The 18,880-nt window shown below is 61.6% G+C and carries 30 protein-coding genes and 2 pseudogenes; 7 read left to right on the top strand and 25 right to left on the bottom strand.

The annotated features are described in order from the left end of the window. Positions 1 to 20: 20 nt before the first annotated feature. Positions 21 to 1,730, bottom strand: a pseudogene (locus EBBID32_RS08335) (DUF4158 domain-containing protein); the annotation flags it as partial. A 139-nt stretch (positions 1,731 to 1,869) separates the two neighbouring features. Here EBBID32_RS08335 and EBBID32_RS08330 point away from each other — a divergent pair. Next, a complete protein-coding gene (locus tag EBBID32_RS08330; protein ID WP_006953935.1) occupies positions 1,870 to 2,463 on the top strand; it encodes a recombinase family protein in 594 nt (197 codons plus the stop codon). A gap of 68 nt (positions 2,464 to 2,531) precedes the next feature. Here the strand turns inward: EBBID32_RS08330 and EBBID32_RS08325 are convergent, their stop codons facing one another. Then, positions 2,532 to 3,398, bottom strand: a complete 867-nt coding sequence (locus tag EBBID32_RS08325) for a recombinase family protein (protein WP_006953933.1) — start codon at positions 3,396 to 3,398, stop codon at positions 2,532 to 2,534. Between the two features lie 109 nt (positions 3,399 to 3,507). Between EBBID32_RS08325 and EBBID32_RS08320 the strand changes: the two genes are divergently transcribed. From EBBID32_RS08320 to EBBID32_RS08310, 3 genes and pseudogenes are all read left to right on the top strand, one after another. After that, entirely contained in the window at positions 3,508 to 3,726 is a 219-nt protein-coding gene (locus EBBID32_RS08320; protein WP_006953930.1) for a hypothetical protein, read from the top strand. Continuing rightward, positions 3,720 to 4,382: pseudogene (locus EBBID32_RS08315) on the top strand (Tn3 family transposase); the annotation flags it as partial. The gene EBBID32_RS08320 and the pseudogene EBBID32_RS08315, both read left to right, overlap by 7 nt. A gap of 40 nt (positions 4,383 to 4,422) precedes the next feature. Next, the gene (locus tag EBBID32_RS08310; protein ID WP_006953926.1) at positions 4,423 to 4,653 is read left to right on the top strand and encodes a hypothetical protein; all 231 of its coding nucleotides are present in this window, start codon (positions 4,423 to 4,425) and stop codon (positions 4,651 to 4,653) included. Here the strand turns inward: EBBID32_RS08310 and EBBID32_RS08305 are convergent, their stop codons facing one another. The 9 genes from EBBID32_RS08305 to EBBID32_RS08265 form a co-directional block, all read right to left on the bottom strand. Next, a complete protein-coding gene (locus EBBID32_RS08305) occupies positions 4,654 to 5,697 on the bottom strand; it encodes a relaxase/mobilization nuclease domain-containing protein (protein ID WP_004213271.1) in 1,044 nt (347 codons plus the stop codon). Continuing rightward, positions 5,684 to 6,235, bottom strand: coding sequence for a plasmid mobilization relaxosome protein MobC (gene mobC, locus EBBID32_RS08300; protein WP_004213273.1), 552 nt, complete (start codon positions 6,233 to 6,235; stop codon positions 5,684 to 5,686). The genes EBBID32_RS08305 and mobC overlap by 14 nt, the downstream gene beginning before the upstream one ends. A 190-nt stretch (positions 6,236 to 6,425) precedes the next feature. Continuing rightward, positions 6,426 to 7,451 (bottom strand): ParB/RepB/Spo0J family partition protein, encoded by a 1,026-nt coding sequence (locus EBBID32_RS08295; RefSeq protein ID WP_006953923.1) that lies wholly within the window; start codon positions 7,449 to 7,451, stop codon positions 6,426 to 6,428. Continuing rightward, on the bottom strand, positions 7,448 to 8,206 hold the full coding sequence (locus tag EBBID32_RS08290; RefSeq protein ID WP_004213275.1) for a ParA family protein: 759 nt from the start codon (positions 8,204 to 8,206) through the stop codon (positions 7,448 to 7,450). The genes EBBID32_RS08295 and EBBID32_RS08290 overlap by 4 nt, the downstream gene beginning before the upstream one ends. A 30-nt stretch (positions 8,207 to 8,236) precedes the next feature. Next, on the bottom strand, positions 8,237 to 8,584 hold the full coding sequence (locus tag EBBID32_RS08285; protein ID WP_004213276.1) for a hypothetical protein: 348 nt from the start codon (positions 8,582 to 8,584) through the stop codon (positions 8,237 to 8,239). 9 nt (positions 8,585 to 8,593) lie between these two features. Then, positions 8,594 to 8,845 carry a helix-turn-helix transcriptional regulator gene (locus tag EBBID32_RS08280; RefSeq protein ID WP_007016081.1) on the bottom strand — a complete coding sequence of 84 codons (252 nt, stop codon included), beginning with the start codon at positions 8,843 to 8,845 and terminating at the stop codon, positions 8,594 to 8,596. 107 nt (positions 8,846 to 8,952) lie between these two features. Further along, positions 8,953 to 9,267 carry a single-stranded DNA-binding protein gene (locus tag EBBID32_RS08275; RefSeq protein ID WP_004213277.1) on the bottom strand — a complete coding sequence of 105 codons (315 nt, stop codon included), beginning with the start codon at positions 9,265 to 9,267 and terminating at the stop codon, positions 8,953 to 8,955. Between the two features lie 393 nt (positions 9,268 to 9,660). Next, positions 9,661 to 10,359 (bottom strand): recombinase family protein, encoded by a 699-nt coding sequence (locus EBBID32_RS08270; protein ID WP_004213279.1) that lies wholly within the window; start codon positions 10,357 to 10,359, stop codon positions 9,661 to 9,663. Further along, positions 10,349 to 11,083 (bottom strand): sigma factor-like helix-turn-helix DNA-binding protein, encoded by a 735-nt coding sequence (locus EBBID32_RS08265; protein WP_006953917.1) that lies wholly within the window; start codon positions 11,081 to 11,083, stop codon positions 10,349 to 10,351. The genes EBBID32_RS08270 and EBBID32_RS08265 overlap by 11 nt, the downstream gene beginning before the upstream one ends. Before the next feature lie 155 nt (positions 11,084 to 11,238). Between EBBID32_RS08265 and EBBID32_RS23545 the strand changes: the two genes are divergently transcribed. Then, the gene (locus tag EBBID32_RS23545) at positions 11,239 to 11,496 is read left to right on the top strand and encodes a helix-turn-helix domain-containing protein (RefSeq protein WP_081215339.1); all 258 of its coding nucleotides are present in this window, start codon (positions 11,239 to 11,241) and stop codon (positions 11,494 to 11,496) included. A gap of 32 nt (positions 11,497 to 11,528) precedes the next feature. Continuing rightward, on the top strand, positions 11,529 to 11,789 hold the full coding sequence (locus tag EBBID32_RS08260) for a hypothetical protein (RefSeq protein WP_225870704.1): 261 nt from the start codon (positions 11,529 to 11,531) through the stop codon (positions 11,787 to 11,789). 17 nt (positions 11,790 to 11,806) lie between these two features. Here EBBID32_RS08260 and EBBID32_RS08255 read toward each other — a convergent pair whose 3' ends face one another. The 9 genes from EBBID32_RS08255 to EBBID32_RS08210 all read right to left on the bottom strand — a co-directional run bounded on the left by EBBID32_RS08255 (position 11,807) and on the right by EBBID32_RS08210 (position 16,760). Then, positions 11,807 to 12,046, bottom strand: coding sequence for a hypothetical protein (locus EBBID32_RS08255; RefSeq protein WP_006953912.1), 240 nt, complete (start codon positions 12,044 to 12,046; stop codon positions 11,807 to 11,809). A gap of 62 nt (positions 12,047 to 12,108) precedes the next feature. Beyond that, on the bottom strand, positions 12,109 to 12,330 hold the full coding sequence (locus tag EBBID32_RS08250) for a hypothetical protein (protein WP_004213291.1): 222 nt from the start codon (positions 12,328 to 12,330) through the stop codon (positions 12,109 to 12,111). A 297-nt stretch (positions 12,331 to 12,627) separates the two neighbouring features. Further along, positions 12,628 to 12,945: a hypothetical protein gene (locus tag EBBID32_RS08245; RefSeq protein ID WP_006953908.1), complete on the bottom strand. Its 318-nt coding sequence runs from the start codon at positions 12,943 to 12,945 to the stop codon at positions 12,628 to 12,630. A 221-nt stretch (positions 12,946 to 13,166) separates the two neighbouring features. Then, positions 13,167 to 13,424 carry a hypothetical protein gene (locus EBBID32_RS08240; RefSeq protein WP_006953903.1) on the bottom strand — a complete coding sequence of 86 codons (258 nt, stop codon included), beginning with the start codon at positions 13,422 to 13,424 and terminating at the stop codon, positions 13,167 to 13,169. A 256-nt stretch (positions 13,425 to 13,680) separates the two neighbouring features. Further along, positions 13,681 to 14,301, bottom strand: a complete 621-nt coding sequence (locus tag EBBID32_RS08235) for a DUF6884 domain-containing protein (RefSeq protein WP_007016086.1) — start codon at positions 14,299 to 14,301, stop codon at positions 13,681 to 13,683. 11 nt (positions 14,302 to 14,312) lie between these two features. Further along, positions 14,313 to 15,122 carry a hypothetical protein gene (locus EBBID32_RS08230; protein WP_006953899.1) on the bottom strand — a complete coding sequence of 270 codons (810 nt, stop codon included), beginning with the start codon at positions 15,120 to 15,122 and terminating at the stop codon, positions 14,313 to 14,315. Then, the gene (locus EBBID32_RS08225; protein ID WP_006953897.1) at positions 15,119 to 15,367 is read right to left on the bottom strand and encodes a hypothetical protein; all 249 of its coding nucleotides are present in this window, start codon (positions 15,365 to 15,367) and stop codon (positions 15,119 to 15,121) included. Before EBBID32_RS08225 ends, EBBID32_RS08230 begins: the two co-directional genes overlap by 4 nt. Before the next feature lie 496 nt (positions 15,368 to 15,863). Then, the gene (locus EBBID32_RS08215; protein WP_006953895.1) at positions 15,864 to 16,124 is read right to left on the bottom strand and encodes a hypothetical protein; all 261 of its coding nucleotides are present in this window, start codon (positions 16,122 to 16,124) and stop codon (positions 15,864 to 15,866) included. 399 nt (positions 16,125 to 16,523) lie between these two features. Continuing rightward, positions 16,524 to 16,760 carry a hypothetical protein gene (locus EBBID32_RS08210; RefSeq protein ID WP_006953891.1) on the bottom strand — a complete coding sequence of 79 codons (237 nt, stop codon included), beginning with the start codon at positions 16,758 to 16,760 and terminating at the stop codon, positions 16,524 to 16,526. Between the two features lie 465 nt (positions 16,761 to 17,225). On the opposite strand from EBBID32_RS08210, the gene EBBID32_RS08205 reads away from it, so the two are divergent. After that, positions 17,226 to 17,516 carry a hypothetical protein gene (locus EBBID32_RS08205; protein ID WP_006953889.1) on the top strand — a complete coding sequence of 97 codons (291 nt, stop codon included), beginning with the start codon at positions 17,226 to 17,228 and terminating at the stop codon, positions 17,514 to 17,516. A 41-nt stretch (positions 17,517 to 17,557) separates the two neighbouring features. Here the strand turns inward: EBBID32_RS08205 and EBBID32_RS08200 are convergent, their stop codons facing one another. The 5 genes from EBBID32_RS08200 to EBBID32_RS24065 all read right to left on the bottom strand — a co-directional run. Next, complete coding sequence (locus tag EBBID32_RS08200) at positions 17,558 to 17,890, bottom strand: hypothetical protein (RefSeq protein WP_006953887.1); 333 nt, start codon at positions 17,888 to 17,890, stop codon at positions 17,558 to 17,560. Between the two features lie 96 nt (positions 17,891 to 17,986). Next, entirely contained in the window at positions 17,987 to 18,196 is a 210-nt protein-coding gene (locus EBBID32_RS08195) for a hypothetical protein (protein WP_004213310.1), read from the bottom strand. A 12-nt stretch (positions 18,197 to 18,208) separates the two neighbouring features. Beyond that, a complete protein-coding gene (locus EBBID32_RS08190; RefSeq protein ID WP_004213311.1) occupies positions 18,209 to 18,475 on the bottom strand; it encodes a hypothetical protein in 267 nt (88 codons plus the stop codon). Further along, positions 18,472 to 18,759, bottom strand: coding sequence for a hypothetical protein (locus EBBID32_RS08185; protein ID WP_006953883.1), 288 nt, complete (start codon positions 18,757 to 18,759; stop codon positions 18,472 to 18,474). The genes EBBID32_RS08190 and EBBID32_RS08185 overlap by 4 nt, the downstream gene beginning before the upstream one ends. A gap of 11 nt (positions 18,760 to 18,770) precedes the next feature. Then, positions 18,771 to 18,880 (bottom strand): DUF3768 domain-containing protein (locus tag EBBID32_RS24065; protein ID WP_156022505.1); only part of this gene is annotated, 110 nt, incomplete at its 5' end.

Genomic DNA, 18,880 nt, shown 5'->3' with positions numbered 1-18,880 from the left:
TCCGTTGCTACTCAAACCCCATCATAGGCGGCGCGACGGGCAATCTCGGTGGCGGGCGGTGTTGCCGCCTTCAGCGGCGAGATGATGAGACCGTTTTCGTCAAGCTTAACCTGGGGCAGCTCCCCTTGCCGTGCAAGGACCGTTACCTGCTCGATCGCCGTGTCGAGCCTGGTGCGCCGTTCCTCGATATGGCGCTCGAAATCCGTTTCGATGGCGAGCGGCAACGGCCCCTTCTCGCGCAGCGCCGCAAAGGTCGCCGGCGGTATGAGATAGCTGTCGAAATCGCGAAACTGCCGGCTTCCCGCGACCCATATATCCCCGGCTCGCAACCGCTCGCGTAGTTGCGACAAGGCGCATAGTTCATAAGCGGCACGATCAACGATGCCATCCCGCAGGACGAACGGGCGCCATGCGGGCGGCACAAAGCGTAGCGGCACGCGATCAGGCAAGCGCCGTTTGCCGGTCCGATATAGCTCCGCGATGATGGCCAGCGCTGACAGGAGCCCCTGAACCGCGCCGGCGCCGCGAAACTCGAAGGCGTTGAGAAAAGCGCCGACAAAGAGCTTCACCGTCCGATGCCGCTCGATCAATTCGGCGGTGCGATCGACGGTTTCCGGTCGCCCGAGCACTTCGGCCTGCTCGACGGCCACGGCGAAGTGCTGCCAGTCCAGCGCCTCGATCTGCGCCAGAAAATCCACGCCCTTGCTGCGCGCGTCGATGAGGAGGCGGCAAGACCCCGTGAGCGTCCGGAGGTGGCCTTGCAACTCGCGCACCGTCTTGAGGGCTTTGTCGCGGGTCCGGTTCTCGGCGCGGCGCGCCATGCTGCCCAACAGCTTGTCGAACATCGTCAGGGTGGCGTCGGTCAGGCTTTCCTCAAGCCGGATGCCGGTTGCCGCCAGCGTCGCATGGCGGCGCAGGGCATTGAGTTCGCCAAGGTGCTGGGGTGTGATGCGGCTGCCTTCGTCCGCCAGCCTGTCAAAAGTCAAAGCCGGGATCATGTCGGCACGGGCGCGATCGAGGCCCAGCGCGCGGATATAGGCGAGCCGTTCGATCAGGCGCAGGATGTTGCGCGCTGCCGGCGATTGTGGCGCATTGCGCATCCAGGATAGCCATGTCGCGACCTGCCCCGGTCGTCGGGCCAGCAAATCGTCCAGGCCCTGAAGGGTGTCAGGCAGCAGGCCATTCGTGAGCACTTCATAGGTAAGCTGTTCGGCTTGCTGGCGCGCCCGCCGCAGCACCGCTTCGAGAATCGACGGAGAAGGCAGGAGGATCTGCAGGCGCCGGAGTTCATCGACGATGACGTCTGCCATCTGGCCGGGGTGTATGATGGTCTGCGCGATTGGGACCGAGAAGGCGACAACTTCACGGAAAGCGTTGCGGTCAAAAATCCTGAACCCGTGCGATCGTCGGATTTCGACGAGATGCTCGCGACGGGTCTGGTCCCGATGGGCATAATCCGCGAAGGCTGCCGGCGCGACGCCGAGTTGCTGCGCCACATAGGCGAGCACAGGAGCGGGCGGGACTTCGCCCGCTTCCAGCGCACGGCCAGGCCATCTCATATATAGCATGAGCATCGCATAGCCGAGCCGGGTGGCATCGCCGCGACGGCGGCCGACAATTTCCAGGTCGTCGCTGGTCAGCGTATAATGACGCGCGATCTCGCGCTCATCGAGCGGCGCGCCATAATGCCTCGCCCAGATTTCCAGGCTCACCAGTCGCCGTCTCGCCAAGCATCATCTCCTTCGCTTTGCGTGTCCGTCAGACGGTCCTCTGGCGGCCAACAGGAATATGTCCGTTAACTCTGGACCTGTAACGGCGATTCGGACAAGATCGCATAATGACGGGAAAACGGACAGGATCGGGCATCATGTGGCGCTGATCGGCTATGCGCGCGTCTCGACCGCAGACCAGAAGCTGTCGCTCCAGCTTGACGCGCTGAACACTGCCGGGTGCGACCGTATATTCGACGATCACGCATCCGGGGCAAAAGCCGATCGGCCTGGCCTAACCGAAGCGCTCGCCTATTTGCGCCCCGGCGACACGCTGGTGGTCTGGAAACTCGACCGCCTCGGCCGCTCGATGAGCCACCTGATCGAGAAGGTCGGCGAGCTTGCGGCGCGCGGCATCGGGTTCCGCTCACTCACCGAGAATATCGACACCACCACTTCGGGCGGCATGCTGGTGTTCAACATCTTCGGCTCGCTGGCCCAATTCGAGCGTGACCTGATCCGTGAACGCACTCATGCCGGCCTCAAGGCCGCACGCGAGCGGGGCAACAAGGGTGGTCGCCGGCCTGTCGTTACCCCCGACAAACTACGTAAAGCGCGGGCGCATATCGCAGCGGGCCTCACTGTTCGTGAGGCGGCGGCCCGGCTCAAGATCGGCAAAACCGCCCTCTACAAAGCCCTCGAAGCCACGGAGAAGAACACAAAGTCCCAGCGTTCCCGGTCCGTTCGCTCTTAGCGTGCAGATAAGTCACTTTCGTGCAGTCACCCCAGGTTGAAGAACGAACACTGAACGCTTGATTGATTCTACCAGGACCGTTGCTGACCACCGACCTCGTAGATATCGGCTTCCATGGAGCAATTGTAGCTCTCTGCGATGTTGAACATCTCGGAGAGGAGGCTTTGGATTTCCTCATCAAGGGAAATGCCATCCGGATCGGGGTCATAGGCGACGGTCAGTTTGTAATCACAATTGCCGTTTTTTACCATGGCGTAGTCGCGTTCCAGCATCGCCTCAATCCGCTCCCGAGCGGGTTTTCTACCTCTTCCACGCTTGTTGAAGTTCTCGATAATCAGATGCAGGGCGATGCTGGCAGTGGGCGGCTTTTCCGGCAGTTTGGTCTGTGACGGAATAATGTCGAGCGCCCGATAGACGGTCATTCGTGAGACCTTCAGGTCGCGGGCAACGCGGGCCTTGCTGGCGCCGGCGGCAAGGCGACGGCGGATTTCATCGTCATCGACGTTCTTCTTCCGGCCTTTGTAAACGCCTTCGGCGCGCGCCGCTTCGATCCCGGCGCGCTGACGATCCTTGATGAACTTCAGCTCCATATCGGCGACCATGCCGAGTATGGTGATGACCATTCGCCCCATGTCGCCCGCCGTCGTCACCTCTGGCTCAAGGATGCGCAGCGAAGCTCCCTTTTCATCAAGCTCATGCACCAGGTTCAGGACATCGCGCGTGGAGCGGCCGAGCCGGTCGAGCCGCAGCACGACCAGCTCGTCGCCGGTGTGCATAAACTGCATGATCGTTTCCAGTTCCGTGCGCCCGCTCCGCGAGGCCCCCGATCCGGTCTCGGAACGGATAATTTCGCAACCTGCATTCTTGAGGCGGCCAATCTGGATATCCAGATCCTGGTCCGTGGTGCTGACGCGGGCATATCCGATACGAGCCAAGTGCAAAATCCGTCACATTAGGGTGGCTCTTGCAGTGTATCGTCACATTGAGCGCAAACCCACCCTTTTGTGACAGACGAATGGTGTCACTCGGCCCTATCACTCTGGGGTGTACCCAAATGTTATAGGCCGATCAGCCGCCTCACGCTGCAAGCCGTCCAAAATCAATCCGGTCGTTCAGGTCGAGGTCGAAGCGGCCATAAAGGTAGCCGACTGGCTCAAATATATCGAAAATGGCGCGGCAAAATCGGGCACCGCCGATCCGATGGGCACCTATGACTTTACATGGATGTGGGAAGAACTGGGGCTTAGCGACCTCCGGCGGTAACGGCCATCATACGGTTCTTGAAATGTTCTCGCTTAGCGTTGTCTGGCGTACCTTCCACGCGATGCCCTCTCCCTCAGAAAAGACTCTATGCCTTCACGCCCAACGCGACGCCGGCCAATGTGCGAGCGCTGGTCGGAGGTAAGATCAATGAACCGCTCATCGAGCGCAACTGGCCCGACATCCTGCGCATCATGGCGACGATCGCAGCGGGGATCGTCGCCCCCAGCCAGATTCTTCGCAAGCTCGCCTCTTACCCGCGCCAGAATGAGCTGGCCCTCGCATTGCGAGAGGTGGGCCGCATCGAGCGAACCCTGTTCATGATCGACTGGATTCTTGATGCCGGCCTCCAGCGCCAGGCTCAGATCGGCCTCAACAAGGGTGAGGCCCACCACGCCCTAAAGCGCGCCATCAGCTTCCACCGCCGAGGTGAAATCCGGGATCGATCCGGCGAAGGCCAGCACTATCGCATCGCCGGAATGAACCTGCTCGCCGCCATCATCATATTCTGGAACACCATGAAGCTCGGCGAGGTCGTCAATACCCGGGCCGCCAGCGGTACCCATATCGCGCCTGATCTACTCGCCCACGTCTCGCCGTTGGGATGGGAACACATCAATCTAACCGGGGAATATCGCTGGCCCAAATCCTTAGCGTAGGATTCCGCCCCCTCCCGCAAACGCCCCCTCATGAGGCACGATGAAGAAATCTGACAGGGCAAAGAAACATACCGGCAAGGTAATCGAGGCGGCTGCACGCGCTCATGAAGCTCTCGACTATTTCAACGGCAACGTCACAAATCCGTTCGATGAGCTAACATGGCCCAGCATTGCCGAAGGTTATCTTCTAGTCGCACAGAAGGCGGTATCAGACGCATTGGTCGCTTTGGAACGTGCAAACAGCGTTGGTTGGACCAAGCACGGCCAATAACTATCGTCCTGGCCCTTCCCGCGAACGATCGCGGTTCCTAGATCGTTCGCTCTGCCGCTTCCGCTCCATCGCGGCTACCGATCGCTCATGAATTGTAGGCGTTCGCCCTGCCCCCACAAATTGCCGCACCTGGTCGGCAAGCTGGCGGTCAGCTGGATCGCTGCTTGTCTCAAGCCGCTTGGCGGCAGCTAGATAGCGGTGTTGCGTCTCATTCCATGCCTGCCGCCCGCGCACCACGAAATCCGGAGCGGTTGACCGCCCCGCCAGCTGGTCTCGCGCGGCCGCAGTGATCTTCTGATTGGCAAACGGCGCAGGTGCGGTGCCGGCCATGTAGCGCTGCCTCATCCGATTCAGGGCCATGCTCTGACCGGCTCGGCCGACACCACGCGCTGCGCGAGGCGTTGCCTCGGCAGTAACCCCCCTCGCCCGCAATTCCTCTGCAAAGCGCTCCCGGTAATGATGCAGCGTTTGAGGTCGCGGGTTGAAGCGTTGCCCTGTGTCGCCGCGCGCGGCAACCGTCACATGCACGTGGGGCCGCGGTGTGTCCGTATGCAGCGCCAGGACGTAATCCCACTCATGCCCGATCTCGCTGCGCGCGACCTCGCGCACCGCTGAAAGAACCTTGTCGGGGTCTGTCCCTGCCGGCATCGAAAAAACCATGCTCACGGCGGCTACGGTAGAATTGTCACGCCAATAGACAGGATCGCCCCAATCGCGCGCCAGCTCCGCCCGAGCTTCCTTGTCAGTCAGTATGTCGCCATCACGCGTTTCAAGCGGCACATCGCCTTTCCGGCCGATATAGTCGAAATGCGCAGCCGCGTGGTTCTTGCCCTTCGGCCTGCCCGTAACCTTGACCATGACCTCCGGGGCACGGCTGACAACGCGAGCAAGCCGCGCCCGCGTGCTCCCGCCCTGGCCTGCCCGCCTCGAACTCAGCGAGCGCAGCAACATATCGGCCCCGCGCCTGTTCGGGTCGCTGGTCAGCTTTGGTTTGAACAGCGCGGCAAGCTGTCCCGCCTCAAAGCTGCTATCAAAGTCGCTCACTGGAAACCTCCCAATAGGACAGGTCAGCTTTCGTAGCGGCGCCGATACCTTCGACGGCCGCGCCGATCGCCGCGCGCAGGTCGTTGACCTTTTGCAGCTCGCCGGCGATCTCCGCTGCATTGTCCGCCAGCGCCATCTTGTTAGCGGCTCGGGCGATCTGATTCACGTTGCGCCCAATGCGCTGCAACGCCTGACGGCAATTCAACAGCTCTTCGCGCAATTCGCGATCGACAGGCGCGGCAATGCCGATGTGTCGCCGCACAAGAGCCATGGCCCAGGTCGCCGGGGTCATGCGGCGCTCTTTTGCGCGATGGCGGATCACGGCCAGTTCGGTTTCGGTCGGCCGAAGATAAAGGCGATGCTCGCCAGCGGCCTCGCGGTCAACAAGAGGTGCGGCCTCGCTGGCCGCCCCGGACTGCCGGAGCACGGCGTCAACCAGTTGACGCATGAAGGGGCCGCGCCCTCCCCTCGTCTGCGCAAGCGCGTCAATCTTTGCGAGCTTGGTTGCCTCGATCTTGAAGCCCAGCGTCTTTTCCATGTGGGGTAGGTATCTCCCAACCGTGAAGCGCGATCCGATAGGATTGAGCGTATCGGTTAACATTAGCCGCCGCAAGGCTTATCCTGCCATACAGTAGATACCTACCCCACAAACAAAAAGCGGTGGCAACTGCCACCGCTCTAAATTCCACGTCGCCTCGATGCTGAGAGAACGTGGACGGTAAAAGCTATCAGAAGTCGAAGGTTTGGGGCGCGGCCTCGCCGTCGAACCGAACCGTGACCTGGCCACTTAGAACAATCCCGCGACGGCCCTGAATGATGATAGCCGGTGCGTCGGTAGCCTCTTTCGGCTGACGGGGGGCGCGCGGCTTGTGATCGGAAGGATCGGCAAGCACGGCCCCCTCCCCTTCCCGCTCGTCGTCGTGAGCGTCCAGTTCAGGCCGCTCCCGACGATCGTCCGTCGCACTGGTGGCAGCTGCCACCGGCGCGCGCGATTCTTGGGGCGACGCTGGATCGTCGATCGCTTTAGCGGCACCGGCCTGCGCGGTCTCTTCCTCGGGGCTGCCTTGGAGCGTAGCAAGAAACTGCTCACAGGCGGCGGCTGTCGGATTTTCGTTTGCTGCCACGAAATTGCGCGTGGCCTGCTCGTCCAGCTCGATCGCGTGTTTGATCGCGACGGCGGCACGCGGAGAACAATTCTTCAACGCGGCAAGAATGTCCTCGGGCAAGGTGCGCAGCGAGTAGAGCCGCTTCACTTCCGAATGCGGCTTGGCGATGCGCGCGGCTAGATCCTTTGTCGAGAGCGTGTCACTGACGCGGCTCGCGATGAAACTGACGCGCTCAGCCAGACTTAGGGCTTGGCGTTGCTCGTTCTCAAGAAACTGGTCGAGGCCAATATCGCGCTCGGCGTCCGCCTGATCCAGAACGGTGTCGATCTGGTCGAAACCAAGCTGGCGGCACGCGCGATAGCGCCGCTCTCCGTAGCGGATGATGTAGCGACCGTTCGATGTTGGCGCGACAACGATGGGTTGCAGCAAGCCGCGGTCCTTGATGGTTGCGGCCAGTGCATCAATCTCGGCCTGGTCGAACTCCCGGCGAACCTGCGTGGGGTCTGGATCAATGTCATCGAGCGGAAGGCGCTGAAACCGTCCAGCTGCCTTGAACTCGGTATTCGCGGGGACGGCCGAAAAGTCCATCGCGTCCATATCGAAGTCGGCAAAGCTCTTCTTCGCCGGTTTGACAGCTGCCTTGCTCATGCGGCTTCCCTCTCAGCTTGATCGACAATGTAGGAGACGACTTCGCGCACGATCGGCGCGCTACGCCGCGTGTCCTTTGCCAAGCGCCAAACGGGAATTTCGAGTAAAGCCGCCTCGCGCATGTGCTCGCGGTGCGGAATGGTGTGCGGCACCACATTGGCAGGAAGCGCCTGCCCAATGCGGTCCATCAGCATTTTTGAAACTTCGCTCGTTGTCTGAACGCGGTTGAACACGATCCCGAACCGGGTCGCGTTACCCTCCCCGCGCACCTTGTTTGCAAGGCTGATGCTTTGCGAGATTTCGTTGAGCGACTGACGCGCGGTTTTGTCGGGGTCCAGTGGGACCGCGACATAATCGGACGCAATCAGCGCCATGAGGTTCCGGCCATCCCACGCGGGCGCAGTGTCGATCACGCAGTAGTCGTAGTGCTTGGCAAGGCCGGCACGAATGGCGCGGACATAAGCGCCGATGTGCTGGCCTTGCTGCGGGCTGTCAGTCGTCAACTCGACGATCTGCCGTGTGTTCTTGAAACAGGCCAGCGCCGGAGGTTCTTCGTTCGGGTCGAAGTCAAGAATCGACTGAACCGGGCCGATCTGCTCGAACTCGGCTTTCAGCATCCCGGCACTGTGGCATTGCTTGTCCAGGTCCAGGACCACGACACGCTTGCCCTGCTCGGCCAGATGCCACGCAATATGACAGGTAAGCGTGGTCTTGCCGATGCCGCCGCGCTCATTGGTCACTACGATTGTTCGCATTGAGAATCCCTTCAATGGCTGCGCCACGGGCTACTTGTGCCAGCGGTTATGAGCGGCGCTGTTTCCCGATCCGAAGCGATACTGCGACTGCATATACCATGGGTTCGGATCGTCGTTCAGGTTGAGGCCCTTGCCCTTGCGGCGCGGGCCGGTCTGTTCGGTTGGTGGGTCTTTGCCGAAGAAAACGATCAGCACGAAGACGGCGACGGCTCCCACTCCTAGCCAGCCAAAAGCGAAATAGGCCGCGAGTCCGACTGCAAGGACGACGATCAGCGCGGTTGCCGCGATCGCAAGCCACAGGGCAAGCGATGCCCAAAGCATGACAGTCCGTAGCACGCTGGCTGCGCGCCGAAGTTTGCTGGCAATCTCACGGCGCATAGCGGCCTCCTAAGCTGTTCGGCTCTCGCCTCGCTCGGAGCCGATCAGCTTAGGGAAAGGCTGCTCCCTGAAGATGTTCGGCACCTCGGTTCGCAGGGCACGCGACATACGTAGCGCCGTCAGCAAAGTGGCGTCCTGTCTGCCGTTCTCGATGGCCGCGACTGTTTCAGGGGAGACTTGAATCCTCGCTGCCAGCTCGGATTGCGTAAGTCCGGAAGCGACGCGCAAGCTCGCTACACGATTGAACAGTTTGGCTGCCACACATGCCTCACGTAGTTAAACCCTATTCTTGTTAGGGTCTGTGAAAAGCATTGTCCACAAAAAAGGGCGGCCACCAGGCCGCCCGTTTTAGGTGAAAGGGGGGGGGCTTAGTCAGCCCCGCCCCGAACCAAGATACCCAGCCCCTCAGCGATCAGGTCCACCGAGTAGCGGGTTTCGCCATTGCTCTCGTAGCTGTTCTGGCGGACCCGTCCGGTGATGTGAACCAGGTCGCCCTTGCCCAAGTCAGCGGCGCGCTCTGCCAGCTGGCGGAAGAACGTCACGCGGTTCCAGTGCGTATCGGTCTTCCATTCATCGCCATCCTTGCGGTTGTAGTTCGCGGCGACGGAAACATGGGTGACTTTATCGGTCGTATCGACACTGCCAACGCGGCCGATGATCCGAAATTCAGCGATGTTCTGCATGGTAGTCTCCTTTGGATAAGCGTTGCTGACGGATTTTTTGCGGCGGAGCTGAGCTACGCGGGCAAGCTGAAAATGGGAGGGTCCGCTTGCGGAAACCCAAGGCCGAAGGCCGGTTTTCTGCTTGCCCGCATTAGTGGCGATGTGGAGTTCGTATCCGTCAGACAGCAACGCCCAAAGGAAACGGCCCGAGTAGATGCAGCAATTTGGACTGGCGGCGGTGGCAGCTGCCACTGGCCATTGGCACCCATAGGTCGCTGCGCTCGATCGGCACGGCGGGGATTGGAAAACCCTGTCGCGGCTCCGCCGCTCTTTCCGTAGCTGGCAGTCCGTTGACGCGAGCAGGGGACTGCCGGTGGCAGCTGCCACCGGCTTGAAGCCGAACAGAAAGGGCAATCAGCGGTTCCGCTCACGATGATTTCGCTGAGGGCTGGGTTCTTGCACCTGGGCGGCACGATGGGCCGCCCACACCCGCTTGACGGTGCTGCGGTCGCAATCGGCCAGCTCTGCCGTTTTGGCAATGCTCTTGCCCGCTTCGCGCAATGCCACAATGCGGGCGTGCGTTGCCCGATCGCCTTTGCGCCCTCCGCTGCGCCCTGCGGCCTTTGCCAAGGCGATACCTTGGCGCTGTCGCTCGCGGCGATCGGTGTAATCGTCGTGAGCCATCTGCAGGGCGATCTTCAAGAGCATCGCCTGAACAGATTCGAGCACGATGCGGGCGATGCCCTCGGCGTCGGCCGCGAGGTCGGACAGGTCCACGACGCCGGGAATGGCAAGTCGCGCGCCTCGCGCACGAATTGTCTCAACCAGCTGCTCGGCCTCGGCCAAGGGAAGACGACTAATCCGGTCAATCTTCTCGGCAATCACCACTTCACCGGGTTGAAGATCGGCAATCATACGCAGCAACTCGGGGCGGTCGGCACGGGCACCCGATGCCTTCTCCCGATAGACTGCCGCGACATAATAGCCCGCTGCCTTCGCCTCGGCTACGATGGCATCCTGTCGGCGTAAGTCCTGTGCATCGGTGCTGACGCGCAAATAAACGCGGCCGATCTGCGGCGCGAAGGCGGGGGACGGCTCAATATCAGTGGCCATCGTTTGTTGAAGCTTCCTTGCCTAGCTGGGGACCATCCGGGGGCGAGGCCAGCATGTTGGATATGCTGGCTTCTGCGCTCGCGATCGCATCGCGGATTTCATCGGCCTGTTCGCGCAGCGCCGCCAATTGGCGGTCGCGCGGCAAAATTGCCCTCAGCCAATTAGCGCGCTGCTCGATTTGAGCGATCTGTTCGGCAAAAAACTGAGCGTCGGATCTCATCCGATCAAGCTCAGCCTGCGCCACGCGTAGTTTGCGGTTCCAAGCGGAATCGCGCGCCTTCGCTCGCCTGACCTCGTCCCGGTCTTGCTTGGCTTTGCGCTTCCGCTCCTGATCTAGCGCCTTTTGCAAGGCATCGCGTTTCCTGATCCGCTCGGCCTCAGCCGCTTCATCACGCCTGCGCGCGATCAAAGCATCCAGCGCCGAACGATCGTGAATGTCTATGTTGTTGCAGACCCATCTGATCCTTCGGAATGCCTTGTCCTCGATTTGGCCGATGCGGCTTGGCGACACACCGACGATCTTTGCAGTCGCGGCAAGAGTGAGCGCGGGAGAGGGGCCAAGCCCGATCCGCAAGCGGACAACCTGTTGCTCATGCGGTTCCAGCATCGCGATCAACCGCTCGACGGTTCGATGGTCGGTGATCGGCCTCTCTACATCGCGCTTTGCAAGCCGAGCTGCGAACAGCTCCATGGCCGATTTCATCGCGTCGTCCTGACCGTCCATGCAGGGTTTGAACCTCGCTCGTCCAAATATGGCGCACAATCTATACCATCTGCGCTAGGCGCGAAAGCCATGGCGCAAATAGCTTCTAGAGCAACCCTATTGCGCCATGCTGCCCGTGCCGACATTCTGCGCCTAGCCAGAAGGACGCGAACACGATGCCAACCATATACCTGAAACGAACATCGCCGTTGATGGCCCAGCTCGGGGCCAACATCGCTCGCGAACTAAAGAAACTAGGCATAACTCAAGGGGAGTTGTCCGAACGCTCGGGCGTTGCGGCGTCACATATTTCATACATGGTGCGCGGACATGGTAATCCAACGCTTGCTACCTTGGAGAGCCTTGCCGATGCTTTCGGATTATCGGCTGTCGAATTATTGGCAGCGGATAGCACTTCCCGCGACAAGTCCTGAAAGGCAGTCGCTTTATTTGATCGGAACAATCTATGTCCAGTAACCCGCCCCGCGAATTTGACCGACTGCTACAAGATGCGCCGCTGGTGCGGGCAATGGGGGGAGCACTCTCGATGTTTGCCACGCTGCTTGCGCGTCAAGGCATTGTCGAGGCGAGCGAGGTTGCAAACTTGCTGGGTATCTATGCGGTCGCCACAAGCGAAGTCGATAATGAAGAGGGCATGATCTTGGGATGCTGGGCAGCTATGATCCGCGACGTGGCGGAGCAACAGCGCACATCTGCTCGCAAATAGCCCCGGCGCGCACGGCGCTAGCCGTGAGCCGCTTCGATCTTCTGGGCAAGCTCGGCCAGGTGATCGGAATCAAGTAGATCCTCGGCGGTAAGATCGGCCGCGAAAAACTCGCTTCCGCTGGGTGGCGCGCGATCGGCGGCGAAAGCGGCCAGATAGGGCCGCGCCTCGTCCGTGGCGATCCAGCGCCAGAAAGCATTGCCCTGGCCGAATAAACCGCTCTCGAACATATCGAGCCGTGCTTGTGCGAAGTCGGTCAATTTGCGTCTCCTGACAATCAGTCGGTTCGGCAAAAAAAGGGAGGCCGAAGCCTCCCTTTGTCTTACTGGAACAGTTTGATGAAAGCGGGCGCGAGGCCGATGACTGCGAGGACGAAACCGACGCTGCCGATGACCCAAGTTTGTGCCGTCAGCTTGCTTTCGATTCCCTTGTTCGCCTCCTGAACCTTCACGGCGATATACTCCTCAATAGCCTCTACAACTTCCGCTGCGGCGTCGTCGGACAGATTAGCCGCTTTCAGTGCTCTAAACAATTTGATGTGCATCCGGTTCTCCTTCTCGTTGGTGACGGGAGACACCCGGCATGGGCACCGGCGCCGGCTGTCAGGGACCGCGAAGCGGCCGCGGTAGCGGGCGGTGGGGGAGCCGATTTGCGCAGCAAATTGGGGGAACCGCCGATCCTTGAAAGCTGGCGCGCACCCATGCCAAAATGCCACGACACACAGAGAGAAGAGATTGCGCGGGGCGGGGTTCGATGCCCCGTCCCGCGCTCTGCATGGCACCGAGATCATCGGTTTCGCCCAGCGGGCGAAAAGGGGCGGGCTAAGCCCGCCCCTCCGGCGTCAGCCGGATTGGCCGCGCTTCGCCTTGGCCGCCAGCACGACCGCGACGACTTGCGGATAGACGCATTCGCCGCGCTCGATGTTGCGGATGCCGGGGCCGTCGAGCACGTCCTTGATACGGTCCTCGATGATCTGGCCCAGCTCGGCCGCAACCGCCTCGATGTCAGCACTCGTCTTGCCGATAAACATCGGGTCTTTCGGCCACATGCTTTCCGCGTCGAAATGATCCTTATCGTTCAACGCGGTCGCCAGCGCCTCGATCGCAGCATTTCCAAGCGCACGCTCGAAAGCCAGCTGAGCGAACAGACGATGAGACATAACAACCTCCTTGTTGCCGGAATTGGCGAGGCCAAGGGGAGGGCAGCGCCGGGTCGGGTCAGGGACCGCGAAGCGGCCGCGCTAGCGGGCGGTGGGGGAGCCGATTTGCGCAGCAAATTGGGGGAACCGCCGATCCTTGATGCGGCCTGGTGCAGCCCTCATGCTAGGAAGACACTGACGGGGGGATTTAACGAACTAACGCCCGCCCATCGGGCGGACCTTCACCCTGCGCCGTCTCGCGCCCGAACGATCGCGCTGTATTCCAGCAGCGTTTGTCGGACATTCTCATCATCCATCACATTGAGCGCATGGCCGGTGGCCGATGCCTGATCCGTCCGCATTTCGAGCCAAGCGATCCGCGCCGTGTTCGGCACAACGCGACCATGCTCAAGCGCGATCTGCTCGCTGTAACCGGCGATAACATCGTTGATGGCCTCAAGGGCTGCCTCATAGGCAATGGCCTGATCTTGGGTCCACAAGGGCGCTGTCGGTGTGGGGGCAGTCACCTTGCCATATAGAGAGGGCAACTGGTCTCCCGGCAAGCGCAAACTACGCCATTTGCGCTTGCCGAGAGTGGGCGGCCCTACCGGGGGGCTTGGGCCGTTGATGGGCCTATAATCCTCAAACTCACAACGCCAAATGGCGTTGGATAGATTGAAAGGGCGGCGCGACAAACAGATGCCCCCTCGAAGCGCATCGCGCGAAGTTGCGCATGGACCGCGACAATTCTCGCTTTCAGTTGTCGCTTAACCAAGCGAGCTGCTGACCGATTCCAAGCCCCTCCATCGGAACCGATGCGCGCCGTTCGATCTGCGGCCAAAGGGGATCGCGATAGTTGCGGCCTGCGAGAACGATCAGCGGCGCGGCGGCGTCGATCTGCTCGGCCATTGCTTCGATCACGCGCGCGCCCCAAAGGCGGCGCGCGCCTGCCTTCATCGCGCCTAGCGTTTCGTCATAGCGCGCGATGACGGTTTCCGGGGCGATCAGGCCATGCTTTGCTGACAGGATGAACCATGCGCCGCCCTGTCGTTCGACATAGGCACGGGCCTTCTGGAACCATGGCGATGCGTAAAGATCGCGCGCCGGGGCGGGGCGGTCCAGCTTCGCAGCAACGCAAGCGACAAGGAAAACCGGAGACGGGGACGGGGGAGGGTCGATGACAGACGGCGGCGCTGCCTCAAGATCGGCAATGACGGTGCAGCGGCCCCATTTCTGCAATTGGCGCTGCCATCCTTTCGGCGGTCCTTGGCGCTCGGCAACGTGGCTAAGGGTCGGTCCACCGAACAAGTCGGGTTGCTCCCCGATGCGCTGCACCGGGGGAACGTAGCGAGGTTCGCGGATGCAATGGCGGGCCATGCTCGATCCCCTCAAAAGGCGAAAGCGGTCTGGCCGCTCGCCTCGGTGAAGCTGGCGCTATCGCCTGCCGCGTAACGGTCGCGGCCCATGGGGGACCATTGCAGATGCCCGGAACGATCATAGGAAAACCAACCATCCTCGATCCCGATGATGAAGGACCATGCCTTATCCTCGGCGCAAGGTCCGTGAAGATTGATCGGCCAATGCTCGGCCCCGCGTTCCTGCTGGCAGGGCGACGGCGCGGAAAAGCTGCGAAGCAACGCGGCGCGTTCGGTCGGCTCGGTAGCTCCCATTTCCCCCATGATCTGGCGGGCCTCGACGGTGCTGATGTGACCGCTCGCCTTCCTGTCGGCGTGGTCCGAATAGCGAAGGCCATAGACAACGGCATTGAAGATATTGCGCGGCTCGGTGAACTCCTGCGTTTCGAGCAATTCGCGCCATTTCCCGGCGCTGATAAGGTCCACCGCATGATGCCAGAGCGAATGAACGCGGTTGCTGTAGCCGTGGCGGTTCGTCACGCCATCGCGGGCGATCTCGATCCCTAGCGCGCGCTCGACGTGCTGCACGAAAGGATGGGCGGCAAGCAAAGGATGGCGAAGGCCGATCTTGCGCGGCTCGTCCTGCTCTGCACGGATAACCTCTATGGGGAACTGAAACAGGCGCGACGGCAGATTCCACGGCGCGGAAAGGGGAAAGTCACGGGGCACATCAAGCGCCTCGTTAATATCCAGCACAAAGCCGTTTGGCGCGAAGCCTGCGGCAATGATCTGGTCGCCCAGCTGGTCGGCCTGCGCGGTGCGTATCGCGGCGGCGGCGCTCATGCGCTCAACTCCGCATAGGTGGCGCTGCACTCGTAGCGGATCGCATCGCCATCCCACATAGGACCGCAAACGCCCTTGAATTTCGGTGCGCCCTGCAACTCAAGCCGCTGGCTCGGATTGCTGTTGTAACCGCTGCATTGAAGCCCCTCGACCGCTGCCCGGCTGACGATGGTTTCAAAGGTCGCGCCCTCGATCTCGATTCGGTCAAAGTCCTGCTCGGTCTGGCGGTAGATACGGATTTTCATGGGCTTTCCCTTCCTAATTGAGCCGAAGGCGATGACGGGTCATCGACTTCTGCCGAAAGCGGGCGACGCTGGGCCGGGGAATGCCGCAAACGGGGCCGATCAGGGGGGAGGGGGATCACCCGCCCTGCACGGAGCGCAGCGAAGGAAGGGCGGGGAAACCCGCCTGATCGCCAAGCGGAGCCGCGCAGCGGCGGAGACGGTCTAGCCCTTGCGGCAGGGGGCAGGAACAGGCCCCAAACGCGACAAATCAGCGCGGCGGCTTGCCGCCTCAATCTGCGCCAGGACAGGCGGTGGCAGCTGAAAGCGCGAGTCAACGTGTCCTCGGTCCAGTCGCGGCCACATGACAGCGATAGTGGGCCGCCAAGGGTCAGGCGCGCCGCCTCGTCGCGGGTTGCATGGTAGGTGTCATAGAGGCCGAGCCAAAGGGCTATGGCCTTGTCTCGGCCGTCGCAAATATCCGCAATCTGCGCGGGCGTCATAAGCTCCTGGCCCATGCTCACGCCCCCCCGAGGATAAGAGCACCAAAGCCGAAGCCCTCGGCGGCGTCCTCGATGGTGGTCACAAGGCCGTCAAAATCTTCATCCGGTCCTAGTAGGTCGGCAATCTCGATGACGGCGGGAAGGTCAGCGCCATGATTTTCGGCAAGGTCTTTGATGTAGCCGAAGCGGTCAAAATTGCCCTCTTCCTCATAGCGAGCGAGCGGAATGGTGCGGGCGGCGTTGATCCGAAGAATCGTTGCCAACGGAATGTCGGTCATGTGCTGTTTTCCCTGCCTAGAATGGAGCCGAAGGCGATGACGGGTCATCGACTTCTGCCCAGCGGCGAGCAGGGCCGGGGAATGCCGCAAATCAGGGCCGATCAGGGGGGAGGGGGATCACCCGTCCTGCACGGAGCGTAGCGAAGGAAGGGCGGGGAAACCCGCCTGATCGCCAAGCGAGGCCGCACAGCGGCCGAGACGGTCCAGCCCTTGCGGCAGGGGGCAGGAACAGGCCCCAAAGTCGAACAGCGGACGCGGCGGCATTGCCGCCTCAATCTAGGGAAAAGCGCCCGCCAGGTCATAGCATAGCGGTGACCTAGAGGACGCTGCGGCATGTCGCCGGCGACATGCCCAACGGATAGCGCCGGAAGCATCCGAGCAATCGGATCCTCCGTCATTTTAATTGCCCGAGCGGTTGCGCGACACGTCCGCATAAGGCTTGCGGCGGCACTGGCTGCACCGAAGCCGCGCGATCAGCTCGTAAATGCGGGTATCGAAAGAAATGCGGCGCGAGCGGGCGAAGTCGCCCAGCGGGGCGACAACGCGGCGACCGCAAGCGCAATAGATGCGCAGATAGCAGCCTTGCCGATACCAGATAGGATCAATGGGCTTGGGGCGGTTGTAGTTCGCGGCCATTGGGCGCTTATGCGCCAAAGGGAACAGACGGGGAACACCTCGCGCGCGCGTCGGTTATTGGATTGGCAAGGGAAAAGGGCTATATAGGCAATGCTTCGTGTGCTGATTCATTTCACGCACCTACCTGAACCCGCCGTGCTGTCACACGGCGGGTTCAAACATTTAGGGCGGGCGGCCCTGTCAGACCACCCGCCCCGCTAGATCAGCCCTTATCGGACTTCCCCAGCTTCACAATTGCGATCACGAGCGCGACGGCTGCGATCGTCAATTGAGCTGCTTCATATGCTGTCAAATCACATCACCTCCTTTGAGCGAGAGGATTTGCGAAGGGCCGCTGTCACAGTCCCTCGCCCTCGCTCGATGGGGGCTATACAACGGATTGGCGAGAATGCGCGCGAAACGCGCTTCACATTTTCGTGAAGCCGTTGGATGATCGCCGGCGACCGTTGATGAAAAGGGGAAGCTATGGGCCTCGTATCGCAGGTTAGCGCCGATGACCGGGAAAGTGCATGGCGAATAATCCGTCATCGCGAAATCATGGAACGACTGATTCCGCTTTGGGCTGTGCTTGGCGTTGCGCTGGTGCTGATGGGCGTGGACCTGGGCGGGCGTCTGCTGTGGACGCTGCCAATGATCGGATATGTCTTTGGGGTGATGGCGGTCGATCACGGCCCTGATTACCGCGCCGCGAATTATTGGGTGCCGGTCCTGGGAAGCCAAGCGGCGGCGCTGCTGCCTCTCATCGCCAGATTCTAGATCTCTCTGGAGCGGTGGCAGCTGCCACCGCTCCACGCGCGTCAAGCTCTGGCCTCGAAGCGGGCGATCAGCTGTTCCGCTACGGAAGTAATTTCGGCGGGGTCGGCGGTTTGAGTGCAATCGCCGCCTACAACAGCGCCGAGCGTGCCGCCGTCCAGTTGGACAACGTGGACACGCCACACGTCGCGCCGGAGTTCGTATTGATCGGGAAGCGGCCTCTGCATGATTTCATGAAACACCAGGTCAACCCATTGGCGCGCGTCCGGATCAGAAGACGCATCGGCGTAGTCGGCGCGGCTCGCCATGACGCTGTATCGGTCGCCTAGCATGAATTGGCGTTCGCGCGCGCGTCGGTCCTGCTCGATCCGCGTCACGCGATCTTTTTCCGGCCGCCTCGATCACAAATTGCAAATCGCTGATCTCGGTGGGGGAGAGGGTGACGCGAACGGCGCTCGCCGTGTTGCTGATTTTCATGGCTGCGGCTCCGGCTCTTCCTTCGCCTTGTAGGCGGCAAGGCCGATCCACGATCCGTTATCGCCGCGAAACTGGCGCACAACATCGCCACCGTCCCAATGGCCGGTGAAGATGCCGCGCCGGTTGATGCCGCCGACGGGGCGCGTGCGCGCCGCCAGAAGGCGGGCGCGGCGCGTGTCTCGATCTAGGTGGCGCATGGGTTGCATGGTCAATCCTTCCTATTCGCTGGCGGTGTCGAGTTGCGTGCCGATCTCGTCGGCGTCGAAGTCTTCAAGGGCTGAAATCGCGCTTTCCAGTTCGGAAACTGCGGCGTCCATCGCCTGCGCGCGTTCGCTGTCCTCAAGACTGGGTGGCAGATTTTCGCGGGCGGCCTGCTCGTCATCCTTGACGGTTTCGAGCATGTCGCGCGCCTCATCCAACAGGGCCTTGCCCTTGTCGATCAGCACGCGGGCGGCGGCGATCTGCTTGCGGCGTTCGCGGTTCATGCCTCTGCCCTCACGTCGCCGCTGTCGATCTGGAAGCCTGCGCGGGCCAGCTCGTCACAAAGGGCGCGCTGCCGATCCTCGCGGGTGCCGCTGGTGGCGATGTAGCTGCACCGGCCATCGTGGAAGGCGAAGCCTGCGCGTTTCAGGCATCCGCGAAACCGCTGGTGGGTGCGGTCGCTCCAATCCAGTGTGCCCGCATAGTTGCGGAAGGCGGCGACAGCGCAGACGGAACCGTAATTCTCATCACGCCAGCTAAGCTCGATCACGGGGGGCGATTTGGTCATGGTGGCCTCCCTCAATATTCGCTGGTTAGGAGAATGGTGAGCACGCGGGTTGTGGCATCGGGATTCCATGGTTCGGCGCTGCCAAATTCAAGATCGCGGTCGTAATAGATCCTATGCAGGC

The organism is Sphingobium indicum BiD32 (genome assembly GCF_000382885.1).
GTDB lineage: Bacteria > Pseudomonadota > Alphaproteobacteria > Sphingomonadales > Sphingomonadaceae > Sphingobium > Sphingobium japonicum_C.
This window is presented reverse-complemented; position numbering and strand designations above follow the sequence as displayed.

Excerpts from the sequence above, each read along its gene's own strand:
- EBBID32_RS08310 (WP_006953926.1), top strand. The coding sequence starts at position 4,423 with ATGAAGAAATCTGACAGGGCAAAGAAACATACCGGCAAGGTAATCGAG.
- mobC (WP_004213273.1), bottom strand. The coding sequence starts at position 6,235 with ATGGAAAAGACGCTGGGCTTCAAGATCGAGGCAACCAAGCTCGCAAAG.
- EBBID32_RS08295 (WP_006953923.1), bottom strand. The coding sequence starts at position 7,451 with ATGAGCAAGGCAGCTGTCAAACCGGCGAAGAAGAGCTTTGCCGACTTC.
- EBBID32_RS08290 (WP_004213275.1), bottom strand. The coding sequence starts at position 8,206 with ATGCGAACAATCGTAGTGACCAATGAGCGCGGCGGCATCGGCAAGACC.
- EBBID32_RS08285 (WP_004213276.1), bottom strand. The coding sequence starts at position 8,584 with ATGCGCCGTGAGATTGCCAGCAAACTTCGGCGCGCAGCCAGCGTGCTA.
- EBBID32_RS08275 (WP_004213277.1), bottom strand. The coding sequence starts at position 9,267 with ATGCAGAACATCGCTGAATTTCGGATCATCGGCCGCGTTGGCAGTGTC.
- EBBID32_RS08270 (WP_004213279.1), bottom strand. The coding sequence starts at position 10,359 with ATGGCCACTGATATTGAGCCGTCCCCCGCCTTCGCGCCGCAGATCGGC.
- EBBID32_RS08265 (WP_006953917.1), bottom strand. The coding sequence starts at position 11,083 with ATGGACGGTCAGGACGACGCGATGAAATCGGCCATGGAGCTGTTCGCA.
- EBBID32_RS23545 (WP_081215339.1), top strand. The coding sequence starts at position 11,239 with ATGCCAACCATATACCTGAAACGAACATCGCCGTTGATGGCCCAGCTC.
- EBBID32_RS08260 (WP_225870704.1), top strand. The coding sequence starts at position 11,529 with ATGTCCAGTAACCCGCCCCGCGAATTTGACCGACTGCTACAAGATGCG.
- EBBID32_RS08250 (WP_004213291.1), bottom strand. The coding sequence starts at position 12,330 with ATGCACATCAAATTGTTTAGAGCACTGAAAGCGGCTAATCTGTCCGAC.
- EBBID32_RS08245 (WP_006953908.1), bottom strand. The coding sequence starts at position 12,945 with ATGTCTCATCGTCTGTTCGCTCAGCTGGCTTTCGAGCGTGCGCTTGGA.
- EBBID32_RS08235 (WP_007016086.1), bottom strand. The coding sequence starts at position 14,301 with ATGGCCCGCCATTGCATCCGCGAACCTCGCTACGTTCCCCCGGTGCAG.
- EBBID32_RS08230 (WP_006953899.1), bottom strand. The coding sequence starts at position 15,122 with ATGAGCGCCGCCGCCGCGATACGCACCGCGCAGGCCGACCAGCTGGGC.
- EBBID32_RS08225 (WP_006953897.1), bottom strand. The coding sequence starts at position 15,367 with ATGAAAATCCGTATCTACCGCCAGACCGAGCAGGACTTTGACCGAATC.
- EBBID32_RS08215 (WP_006953895.1), bottom strand. The coding sequence starts at position 16,124 with ATGACCGACATTCCGTTGGCAACGATTCTTCGGATCAACGCCGCCCGC.
- EBBID32_RS08210 (WP_006953891.1), bottom strand. The coding sequence starts at position 16,760 with ATGGCCGCGAACTACAACCGCCCCAAGCCCATTGATCCTATCTGGTAT.
- EBBID32_RS08205 (WP_006953889.1), top strand. The coding sequence starts at position 17,226 with ATGGGCCTCGTATCGCAGGTTAGCGCCGATGACCGGGAAAGTGCATGG.
- EBBID32_RS08195 (WP_004213310.1), bottom strand. The coding sequence starts at position 18,196 with ATGCAACCCATGCGCCACCTAGATCGAGACACGCGCCGCGCCCGCCTT.
- EBBID32_RS08190 (WP_004213311.1), bottom strand. The coding sequence starts at position 18,475 with ATGAACCGCGAACGCCGCAAGCAGATCGCCGCCGCCCGCGTGCTGATC.
- EBBID32_RS08185 (WP_006953883.1), bottom strand. The coding sequence starts at position 18,759 with ATGACCAAATCGCCCCCCGTGATCGAGCTTAGCTGGCGTGATGAGAAT.